Below are 11,445 nucleotides of genomic sequence, written 5' to 3' on the forward strand. Positions count from 1 at the left end.
GCGCGAAGACGTCAGCGCAGCGAAGCCGTCCGTACGACGAAGGACGTCGTCTCGAGTTTGGCGGTGGCGGTGCCCGAGAAACTGTCGCAGGACAGGCCCTGCATCGGATCGTCGGCAAAACCCATGGCGATCACGGACTGCGGCTTGACGAAGTAGGCGCGCATTGCGGCGGTGTCGAGCTCGCCCATCAGCGTGACCGACATCGCGCGGCTGGCGCTCGGCGACAGCATCACGATCTTGAGCCAGATGCTTTCGCCCTTGGCTGCGGAGAGCCGGGTCGCGGTTGCGACCATGCCGTCGATGCGCTTGCCGACCACCGTGTTGATCTCGGTCGCGGGCGCAACGTTGCGCGATGCGGCGGCGGGACGGGCGGAGCGCGGGATCGGCGCAGAGGCGGCGACGACATTGGCGCGGTCGACCGGGGAGGCGGACGCCGGGGCGTAGGCCAGCGCCTGATAGGCGGCGCTGGACACGCTCGCGGTCGGCTGCGGATCGGTGGCGGCGGCAAGCGCCTGCCGTGCCTTCAGCGCAGCAATTTGGGCCGGCGTCGCCTGCTGCGGCGCAGTCGGGGTATCCCAGAAGCCGCGGGCATTGATGATGTCGGCGGGGGTCTCGGGCTTGGCGTCAGCAGATTTGCCGGCGGCCGGCTTGTCAGCCACGGGGGCCGGCTTCGGCTTGGCAAGCGCGACGATCTGCGCATCGGCCGAGGCGAGCTGGATCGTCGCCGCGACTGACGGCTTGGCGCGCGGCGTCGGCACCGGATCGGCCGGCTTGGTCGCGGCGGCGACCACGGTCGGCGCGACAGTCTTCGCGGACGGGGCGGGCGCGCCCTCGTCATCCTCGTCGTTGCTCGCCGCGGCCGGAGCCGACTTGCCCTTGAACAGGGCGGCAAAGAAATTCGACTTGCTGCCGGAATCCTCGCCGCTGCCGCGCCGCTCGATCTCTGCCTTGGCGAGCTCATAACCCTTCAACGGCGTGCCGTCGGTCGGGAGGTGGACGGTGCGTCCGTCCGGGAAGACCCGGGCGAGCTGGTCATGCGTCATGCGCGGCCAGTGCCGGATGCTGCCGGTGTCGAGATGTACGAACGGCGAGCCGGAGGTCGGGTAGAAGCCGACGCCGCCGCGCTGGAGGCGCAGGCCGGCGAAGCGGATCTGCTCCAGCGGCACGTTCGGGATGTAGAAGTCCATCGCATGCCCCAGCATGTGCTGGCTGAAGCGCGCCACGCCGGAGGAGCGGCGGCGGAGCATGGAGTTGGTCGCGGGCGAGCGGTAGGCGGAGATGATCTGGATCGGCTGCTTGCCGTCGACGTCGCGGTAGACTTCCCAGAGGATGTCGAAGAGGTGACGGTCCATGACCGTCTCGTCCTGGCTGCGCCAGTCGCGCAGGAAGTGGTTGAGCTGCTTCAGCGCCGCTTCGTCGTAGCGTCCGTCGCGCTTGAAGGTGACGGTGAGGTCTTCGCCGGAATGGGTGTGGTGGAAGGAGAGCGTCTTGGTCTCGTTGAGCGCGGCGGCGTTGTGAACTGAACCCGCGGCAGCAAGCAGCAATACGGCAGCGAGGCCGATTCTGGATCCGGCCTTCACTCCCGCATGGGACAACGACAGCACAGCGAATTGGCGTGCGATTCCAGTCAGCACGTTAGAGCCCACCCAGTCGACGAGCGTTCAAAATGGACTCTCCCGCTAACCCCGTTAGCGCGCGAAAGAGGATGAACGCTTTGTTAAAGCGAGAAGGTTAATTCGAGGTTGACCTTCCCGCCCCCAAACCAAGTCAGATCGCGAACCTAACCGGGTGAGTGTGGCAAAAAAACGCCCGCTGCCTGAGGTCAGGTGGAGAATGGTTAACGTTAAGCGACCCCATCCAGAGGATGAGGTCGCTGATTTTACTGCAGAATTTCAGGAAATCAGGCGCCGGGCGGCCTGGCTCAGCGGGTGAATACCCGCTGCTGCTGCGGCCGGCGGCCGACCGGGGCCGGCGGCGGGGTGGGCGCTCCGAACAGCCGCTCGAAGAAATTCGGCCCGGACGAGCCGCCGTTGTTGGCCGCCAACACCCCGTTCGGCAGTGTCGTCGCCGGGCGTGAATAGCTCGGCTGGGAGTGCGCGACGACGTTCTCGAGATCCTTGCCGCGACCGTTCTTCAGGATGTTGATCATGGTCGCGTCGCGGCCATAGACGTCCTTGCGGAATTGCAGCTTGCCGCCATCGTCCACGAATGCGGTCTGATAGGTGATGTTGACCGGGATCGGGGTCGGGAATTTCAGGTCGATCTCGCTCTTGCCGTACATGCTGCGGATGCGTTCCGGCGTGTACTTCTCGTTCGGCATCGCGATGTTGAGCAGGACCGAGGCGTACTGATCCGGGTTCTGCACGCGCATGCAGCCGTGGCTGAAGGCGCGTTCGTCCCGGGCGAACAGGTTCTTGTCCGGCGTGTCGTGCTGATAGACCAGGAACTTGTTGGGGAAATTGAAGCGGATGCGGCCGAGCGCGTTGGCTTCACCGGGCGGCTGCGAGATGTGCACCGAACCATCGCGGTTCTGTTCGAGCTTGAGGCCCATGCGCTGGAGCACTGTCGGGTCCTGCTGAAGCGCCGGCAGATATTCGTTGTAGACGATCGACGGCGGCACGTTCCAGGTCGGATTGACCGTGATGTACTTCATCGTCTCGGTGAGCAGCGGGGTCGCATGCGTGCCGGGCTTGCCGGTGACGACGCGGGTGGTCCAGACCTGTTGGCCGCGCTGCATCACCTTCAACGTGTAGTCGGGAATGTTGAGGATGACATAGGCATCGCCCAGCGAGGGCGCGCCCAGGTCGCGCGGCAGCCAGCGCCAGCGCTCCATGTTCACCAGCACCACGTCGATCTGCTTGTCGCGCTTCGGGGCGTTGATCGCCCTCACCGTCTTGTCGTCGAGGATGCCGGTCGCCTTGAGCTCGGCGCTGTTCTGGAATTTGCGCACGGCTTCGGCGACCGCCGCGTCATAGCGGGTGTCGCTGGCGTTCTCGGTGATGCCGAGCTTGGCGCGCAGCTGCGGCACGCGCGGATCTTCAACGACGATTTCAGCCTGCTTCTTGCCGGCCGGGGTGTATTTCAGCGCCGGACCATCGGCGATCTCGATCACCGGGCCGTTGCCCTGGCCGCGGAGCTCCGCGAGCTTCGCCTTCAGCTCCTTGTAAAGTTTTTGCGGCGGATTGTAGCTGTCGAGCGCCGCGGAGGCGTCCGCCGCGGTCGTGACCTTGGCGAGCACCTCGTTCGGATCGACCGGATGCTCGGGATAGAGGATGTCGCCGCTGACCTGCGACCAGTGCATGCGGCCGCTCTGGGCCTGGCGCGCATAGTCGAACATGCTGGCGGTGAGCTTGAGCTCGGCATCGGCGAGCGTATCGGGTGTCGTGGCGGCCGCGAAGTCCGGCACCGGGTAATCGGCGGGATTGAGACCGTCGGACGCCGCGTCCTTCAGCCGTGCGATCACGCCCTTGGCCGCAGCGGTCAGGCTGCCGCCCTGGCTCCAGACCGGCGCGAAGTCGCGTGCACCGTAGAACTTCTCGATCGCAGCGCGTTCGTTCTTACGGTCGAGATAGCGCGAGGCCTTTGCGCCAATGATGTCCTTGAGCTTGTCGGCGACCGGCTGGTCGGCCGCGGGAACGTTGCTCGCGGCCCTCACCGGCTCCGAGGCCGGAGCCGCAGCGGTGGCGGGCGCGGCCGGCGTTGGGATCGCCGTGTCGGCCTTGGCAGGTTCGGTCTTGGCAGGTTCAGTCTTCGCCGTCTCGCTCTTCGTCGCCTCGGCGGCGGGCGTGGTGGCGACGTCGGAAGGCTTGGTCTCGACCTTGTCCGGCGCGGGGGCGGATTCGGCCTTCAGGGGTTCCTTGGCGGGCTCCTTAGCAGGGTCCACCACCGTGGCGGTGGTGTCGAGCTTGATGTCTGATGCGGTCGGGGGCGGGACGTTTGCGGGTTCGGGGCGCGGGATGGCGGCTTCGATCGCGAGCTCGGCAGCGCTGCTGTGCGCCTGATCCTGCGCCAGGGCTGAGCTGGCCGATACCGTGAGGAAGGTCGCCGCGACCGTGATCAAGACACGGTCAAAGCCTGCACGGTGGTTCAAACAGTCACGCATTGTGTCGCACCCCTCGGGTGAACTGTCCCCCGTGGAACAGCTTCGTTATCGCCTATTGAGCTTCGGCTAAACCGCGCCGGCCTCTCGAAAGTTGCACGCCTGCACGCAACGATTCCTACGCAGACGAATCTTACGCGGACGATATACAGGCCCCGATTTCGCAGCCAGCGCTACCCGGGACAACTCACGACAAACTGACTTCAAGCACGCCTCTTGGCAACGGATTGTGCGCTTCTGCCACGCGCTTTTCCCTGTGTCTGTCACTTCCAAGTCACGGTTCAAATCGCAGTCGAATTCCGTCGTCATACGAACGGCTTACAGTCGTATCGCTCCGCCCGGACGAACCGCCGTTCGCGTCCGGCTCAGTGCGTCTCCTCACCGCTTTTGCCGCCATGGCCGGGAACTCCGGCTTCATCGAGTTTGCGGTAGAGGGTGGACCGGCCGATTTTGAGGCGGCGGGCGACCTCCGACATCTGCCCGCGGTAATGCGAGATCGCGAAACGGATGATCTCGTTCTCAATGTCTTCCAGCGGCCGGACGTCGCCGGTCGCGGTCAGCATTGAGAGGGCACCCGCCATGGGCAGCGGCGCGATCGGTATTTCATTACCTGACACCACGGAGGGGGCCGCGATCGGCTCCAGCATCAGCGGCGCGGTCGGAATGTCTGTTCCCGGATGCGGCTGCGAGGCGATCAGAGGGAAGTCGTCGAGGCCAAGCTGGTCGCCCTCGCTCATCACCACGGCGCGATAGACCGCGTTTTCGAGCTGGCGAATGTTGCCGGGCCAATCGAGCTGGGCAAGGTGCGCAACGGCCTCGCCGCTGATGCCGGTGATGGGGCGGTTCTCCTCGGCGGCAAAGCGCGCCAGGAAATGCCTGAGCAGATGCGGAATGTCCTCGCGCCGGGCGCGCAGCGATGGGATCGTCAGCGGCAGCACGTGCAGGCGATAGAACAAGTCTTCCCGGAAGTGGCCCTGCTTGACCCGCTCGAGCAGCCTGCGGTTGGTCGCCGAGATGATGCGGACGTCGACCTTCACGGGTTTGCGGCCGCCGACCGCCTCGACCGCGCCTTCCTGGAGCGCGCGAAGCAGCTTGACCTGCGCGCTCAGCGGCAGCTCGCTGACCTCGTCCAGGAACAGCGTGCCGCCATGAGCTTCGACGAACTTGCCGGTGTGGCGTTCGGTGGCGCCGGTGAAGGCACCCTTCTCGTGACCGAACAGAATGGATTCGACGAGGTTGTCGGGGATCGCGCCGCAATTGACCGCGACGAACGGCTTGGCCTTGCGCTCGCCGCTGCCATGAATGGCACGCGCGAACATCTCCTTGCCGACGCCGGACTCGCCCTCGATCAGCACCGGGATCGAGGAGTTTGTTGCTTTCTGCGCCGCGCGCATCACGCCCGCCATCGCCTCGGCGCGTGTGATGATGTCGGAGAAGGTCAGCCGGCCTTCGCGGCTGTGACGGATGCGCTGCAGTTCGCCCTTGAGCGCGGACGAATTGAGCGCGTTGCGAAGCGAGACCTGGAGCCGCTCCAGGCCGACCGGCTTGACCACGAAGTCGGCCGCACCCGCGCGCATCGCCGAGATCACATTGTCGATGCCGCCATGGGCCGTCTGCACGATGACGGGGATGCTGAGACCCGCTTCGCGGATTTTCGCCAGCACGCCCATGCCGTCGAGGCCGGGCATCACGAGATCGAGGATGACGCCGTCGATGGCCGCGTCGGGGGCGGTGAGGGCGGCGATCGCCGCATCGCCGGAGTCCACCACGATCGTCTCATAGCCGCATTTCTGCACCATGTTTTCGACCAGCCGGCGGGCTACAGCGTCGTCGTCGGCGATCAAAATACTGGCAGCCATGGTGTTCCCCGCACGCTACTACTATCTGTCTCGAATCGGGGCACTCTGGCCGAAGCCGATTAACGCACTGTTAAATCCTGATGCCCCCGCCCGCCGTCGCGATTGTTGAACACAGGTTTCCCACACAATGAATTCGAGCTCCAAGCTTGCACTCAAAAAGTCTGCTCTCAAAAAGTCTGCTCTCCGCAAACCAGGCACCAAGCAATCGGTCATCAAGGCAAAGTCCTCCAGACCTTCACCCGCAAAGCCTGCGAGCAAGACCGGCAAGCTTCCGGAGTGGAACCTCGCCGACCTCTATTCCGGGATCGATGCGCCGGAAGTGGCGCGCGATCTCGCAAAGATGGATGCCGATTGCGTCGCGTTCGAGACGGACTACAAGGGCAAGCTCGCAACAGGAACAGCAAAGGAAGATGGCGGAAAATGGCTCGCAGAAGCCGTGCGACGCTATGAGGCGATCGACGACCTCGCCGGCCGGCTCGGCTCGTACGCTGGCCTCGTTCATGCCGGCGACAGCGTGGACCCCAAGATTTCAAAGTTTTACGGCGACGTTTCCGAGCGCCTGACGGCGGCATCGACGCATCTGCTGTTCTTCGCGCTCGAGCTCAACCGGATCGATGACGATATTTTGAACCGCGCGATGCAGGCCACCGAGCTCGCGCACTACCGTCCCTGGATCGAGGATCTACGCAAGGAGAAACCGTACCAGCTCGAGGACAAGCTCGAGCAGCTCTTCCTGGAGAAGGCGCAGACCGGCTATTCCGCCTTCAATCGGCTGTTCGACCAGACCATTTCGAGCCTGCGCTTCAAGGTCGGGCCCAAGGAGCTCGCGATCGAGCCGACGCTCAATCTGTTGCAGGACCGCGACGGCGCCAAGCGCAAGGCCGCGGCAGAGGCGCTCGCAAAGACCTTCAAGGCCAATGAGCGCACCTTTGCGCTGATCACCAACACTTTGGCCAAAGACAAGGACATCTCCGATAGCTGGCGCGGCTTCAAGGACGTCGCAGATTCCCGGCACCTGAACAACCGCGTCGAGCGCGAGGTGGTGGATGCGCTGGTCGCCTCGGTGCGCGCAGCCTATCCAAAATTGTCGCATCGCTACTACGCGCTGAAGGCACGCTGGTTCGGCAGGAAGCGCCTGGCCTATTGGGACCGCAACGCGCCGCTGCCTTTTGCTGCGACCGACGTGATCGGCTGGGGCGATGCGCGAAACATGGTGCTCTCCGCCTATCGCGGCTTCTCGCCCAAGATGGCTGATATCGCCGAGCGCTTCTTTGCCGACCGCTGGATCGACGCGCCGGTACGTCCGGGCAAGGCGCCGGGGGCCTTCTCGCATCCGACCACGCCGTCCGCGCACCCCTACGTGCTGATGAACTACCAGGGCAAGCCGCGCGACGTGATGACGCTCGCCCATGAGCTCGGCCATGGCGTGCATCAGGTGCTGGCGGCCAGGAACGGCGCGTTGATGGCGCCGACGCCGCTGACGCTGGCGGAGACCGCGAGCGTGTTCGGCGAGATGCTGACCTTCCGGCGGCTGCTGGCGCAGACCAGGAGCGCAAGGCAGCGCCAGGCGCTGCTCGCCGGCAAGGTCGAGGACATGATCAACACCGTGGTGCGGCAGATCGCGTTCTATTCCTTCGAGCGCGCGGTCCACACCGAACGCAAGAACGGCGAGCTCACCGCGACGCGGCTCGGCGAGATCTGGCTCTCGGTGCAGGGCGAGAGCCTTGGTCCGGCAATCGAGATCAAAGCGGGCTACGAGAACTACTGGATGTACATCCCGCACTTCATCCATTCGCCGTTCTACGTCTACGCCTATGCATTCGGCGATTGTCTCGTGAACTCGCTCTACGCCGTCTACGAGAACGCGGCCGAAGGCTTTGCCGAGCGCTATCTCGACATGCTCGCCGCCGGCGGCACCAAGCATTATTCCGAACTGCTGCGGCCGTTCGGGCTCGATGCCAAGGATCCAAAGTTCTGGGACGGCGGCCTGAGCGTCATCGCCGGCATGATCGACGAACTGGAAGCGATGGGCTGAGCCGAACCGCCTTCAGCGCTGCAGCGAGCAGGTCGGGTCGGCCGTCCGAGTGTCCCGTTGTTCCGACAACGGGGGAGGCGGGTTGTAAAGATCCCGCCATGCACATTGAACGTTTGTGCCCGGGACCGGACTAATTCTTGCAGGCGGGTTCGACCTGCAATGCAATCTGTGATCGTTGATCGTCGCGTGTGCTCGGCCAGGGAGGCGAACATGGCCAGGATCAGTGCCCCAGACCCCAAGGTGGAGCCGCCACGGGCTGTGGGGGAACAGCAGCTGTGGGGGACGCAGCACCGGAAGATCGTCAAGCGCGAGCTCGCAGCCATCAACAACCGCCGCCTAGCCCAGGGTATGGATCCCGTTGCATACCCTGGCGACGAAAAGGCGATCGACACGGTCGGCCTTGCGCTGTCAGGCGGCGGGATCCGATCCTCCGCAATCTGCCTCGGCGTCTTGCAGGCTTTCAATCACCACGGGCTCATCAAGCACATCGACTATCTGTCGACCGTATCGGGCGGCGGTTACACCGGCTGTTCGTTTACGGCGACCATGACGCGGGCGCAGAATTTCGTCTTCGGAAGCACGCCGACACCTGGAGCCGAGAGCGCAAATGAGATCAGTGACACGCCTGCGGTGGGCCATATCCGGAATTACTCGAACTATCTCGTTCCGGCCGGCGCGCGCGACCTGATCACCGGCGTCGCAATCGTCGTGCGTGGACTCGTTGCCAATCTGAGCCTGACGCTGCCGGTTGTACTGCTCGTTGCAGTGATCACGATCCTGTCCAACGCCGCACGCTCGTCACTCTATACGACCAATTTCTTCGGCCTGAGCGTCGACGACACCCACAATCTTGGTCCCCTCTCCAGCCTGGGATTGATGCCTGCCTTCTTTCTTGTCGGCCTTGTTGTCGCTTTGCTGCTTTTGTTGGTCGGGCGCCTTTTCAAAGTCGGGCGGCGCGAGCTGTTTCGGTACCTGGCCGGTCTTGCGTTTGCGATGGGTCTCATCTGTGCGATCGCCAGCTGCCTGAATGTCGATCACTTTGGCCTTTCGCTTGCAGCGGTCCTGCTCGGCCTTGCGCTTTTCTTTGGCTGGGCAGTGCTGCGATCGATTTCGTCGACCAAGGGAGGTGAATTCCGCGGCTATCCGTCGACGGTCGGCGCGACCTATCTCGTTCTGCTTGCCGCCATCTGCTTCTTCGAATTTCAGCCCTTCATGATCGCCCAGATGTTCGATGTCGCCGACGCTAACACGACTCAGTCCGGCGGCATCATTGGCGGCGTTGCAATCAAGTGGGTCCAATCGCTTGCGGCCATCACTGCGCCGGTTGCGGCGGCTGTCACGCTGTTCCGGCAGCAATTCGCCGACCTGCTGAAGGGCGCCGGCGCCTCGGACCTGGGATCACGCCTGCTCGCCCATGCGGCGAAAGCAGCCGTGCTTGTCGCGGGACTGGCGCTGCCCTTGCTGATCTGGGTCGGATATCTCTATCTTTGCTATTGGGGCATCGCGAACGACAAGACCCTCGACGCCGCCTACCGTCAATACCCCATGATCGAGGAGTGGGGAGCGGCTGGCGTGCAACCCGTGCCGCCCGCGGCCGGTGTCGATGTCAAGGGAAATGTCCAGTTTGACTCGGCGACCCGCAAGCTCTCGGCCGAAATCACCAATCGCGAAGCGAAGGTCGTCGTCTCCAAGCCGGTGGGGCCGATCTCGCACATTCCCGCATGGCTGTTTTCCGTTGCGTCATTGCAGTCCCCGGACAAATTCACTTGGTCGAAGTACCAGTTCGGCAACAGTGTCAGCTGGCGGATGATGCTGCTCTACTTCTTGTCGGGCTCGGCCATGTTCGGCCTGTCGTGGGTTCTCGGGCCGAATGCCAATTCGTTGCACCGGCTCTATCGTGATCGCCTCAGCAAGGCCTTCTTGTTCAATCCGCTCTATTACGCCGACGGGGAGCCGTCGCGGAACATGCCGAGCCTGGACCAGGGGAGGGATTTCCTTCCGCTCGACGAGGAGAAGCTGAGCGGTCTGTTACATCAGATGGTCTACGGGGTCGATCCAGCGGGAGCGATGACGGTCGCGACATCGAAAAAATGCAGCCTGGCCTCGCCATATCCCATCATCAACGCCGCGCTGAACATCCAAGGATCCGACTTCGCCAATCGGCGGGGACGGAACGCGGATTTCTTCATATTCTCGCCGCTGCACGTCGGCAGCGAGGCCACTGGCTATGCGAATACACCGGCATTCGAGAAGGTCGCGCCGGGCCTCGATCTTGCGACCGCGATGGCAATCTCCGGGGCCGCTGCTTCGTCGAACATGGGCTCGGGCTCGATCCGCTCGCTGACCCCGACCCTGGCGCTCCTCAACGTGCGCCTGGGGTACTGGTTGAAGAACCCGCGCTGGGTCTCGACAAAGGACAAGCCGCAGCACCACTCGACCCCTTTGTTTCTATGGTCTGAGATCTCGGGCCGGCTTTACGAGAATGCCGATGCGGTCTACCTGACGGACGGCGGACACATCGAGAATGTCGGTGTCTACGAGTTGTTGCGACGACGCTGCAAGGTGATCATCGCGGTTGACGCCGAAGCCGATGCACCCATGAATTTCTCATCCCTGGTGACGCTGCAGCGCTATGCGCGCATCGATCTCGGGATCATCATCGATCTGCCGTGGACGCCGATCCGCAACACCACGCTCGAGTGGATGAAGTGCAACGCAACCAAATCCCCGGCCCGGCGCACGGCGGGCGGACCGCACGTGGCGGTCGGCACCATCGACTACGGCTCGGGGGAAAAGGGGTACCTCGTGTACATCAAGTCGTCCCTGACCGGAGACGAGAACGACTACATCCGCGACTATGCACGCCGCAACGACACCTTCCCGCATGAAACCACCGGTGACCAGTTCTTCTCGGAGGAGCAGTTCGAGGTCTACCGCGCGCTGGGTTTCCACATGAGCCACGGTTTTCTCACCGAGGATGCCGGCGCGGATGCAATCGTCGTCAACGTTCCGGGAGAACGCTGCGCAAAGCGAAACTTCTGCGACAGCAAGGTGGAGCCGATCGGCGCAGTCCGCCGTGCGCTCGGCCTGCGCTGAGAGGCCTCGGCTCGTGGCATCGGAGACCGCCTCTGACGGGCGGATCACCGGTCTGAGCCGAATTCCCGCCCATTGGAATTCCAAATGACCTGATTTGCCGGGAAACCGCGCCTCCGTGCCGTTGCCCTGCCCGGAAGTTTGCGGTATCCCAGCCACGAAATTCGACTTTCGACTGGGGACAATTCATGGCTGACCATAGCGAAGTGGCGTACAGCACCGCCGACGGCAACGACTACGTTGCCCACGAGCAGACCTACGAGGGCTTCATCAAGCTGGTGAAGTACGGCACGGTCTCGGTCGCGCTTATCGTGATCCTGATGGCGATCTTCCTGACCTGATTCATCCCCTGCAGCACC

The 11,445-nt window shown here is 63.8% G+C and carries 6 protein-coding genes; 3 read left to right on the forward strand and 3 right to left on the reverse strand.

The window, feature by feature from the left end; translation table 11 throughout:
• Positions 1-11 precede the first annotated feature (11 nt).
• From IVA93_RS06905 to IVA93_RS06915, 3 genes are all read right to left on the reverse strand, one after another.
• The gene (locus IVA93_RS06905; protein WP_371258498.1) at positions 12-1,634 is read right to left on the reverse strand and encodes a peptidoglycan L,D-endopeptidase MepK; all 1,623 of its coding nucleotides are present in this window, start codon (positions 1,632-1,634) and stop codon (positions 12-14) included.
• 287 nt (positions 1,635-1,921) lie between these two features.
• Positions 1,922-4,102: a L,D-transpeptidase scaffold domain-containing protein gene (locus tag IVA93_RS06910; protein ID WP_026232599.1), complete on the reverse strand. Its 2,181-nt coding sequence runs from the start codon at positions 4,100-4,102 to the stop codon at positions 1,922-1,924.
• Between the two features lie 362 nt (positions 4,103-4,464).
• Complete coding sequence (locus IVA93_RS06915; protein ID WP_018453808.1) at positions 4,465-5,958, reverse strand: sigma-54-dependent transcriptional regulator; 1,494 nt, start codon at positions 5,956-5,958, stop codon at positions 4,465-4,467.
• 127 nt (positions 5,959-6,085) lie between these two features.
• Here IVA93_RS06915 and IVA93_RS06920 point away from each other — a divergent pair, with 127 nt between their 5' ends.
• From IVA93_RS06920 to IVA93_RS06930, 3 genes are all read left to right on the forward strand, one after another.
• Positions 6,086-7,993 (forward strand): M3 family oligoendopeptidase, encoded by a 1,908-nt coding sequence (locus IVA93_RS06920; protein WP_018453809.1) that lies wholly within the window; start codon positions 6,086-6,088, stop codon positions 7,991-7,993.
• 210 nt (positions 7,994-8,203) lie between these two features.
• Positions 8,204-11,089, forward strand: a complete 2,886-nt coding sequence (locus IVA93_RS06925; RefSeq protein WP_247789732.1) for a patatin-like phospholipase domain-containing protein — start codon at positions 8,204-8,206, stop codon at positions 11,087-11,089.
• Positions 11,090-11,274: 185 nt separating this feature from the next.
• On the forward strand, positions 11,275-11,427 hold the full coding sequence (locus tag IVA93_RS06930; RefSeq protein WP_007596280.1) for an aa3-type cytochrome c oxidase subunit IV: 153 nt from the start codon (positions 11,275-11,277) through the stop codon (positions 11,425-11,427).
• Positions 11,428-11,445: the final 18 nt, after the last annotated feature.

Origin of the sequence: Bradyrhizobium sp. 155 (assembly GCF_023101105.1) — a bacterium.
Taxonomy (GTDB): Bacteria; Pseudomonadota; Alphaproteobacteria; order Rhizobiales; family Xanthobacteraceae; genus Bradyrhizobium; species Bradyrhizobium canariense_D.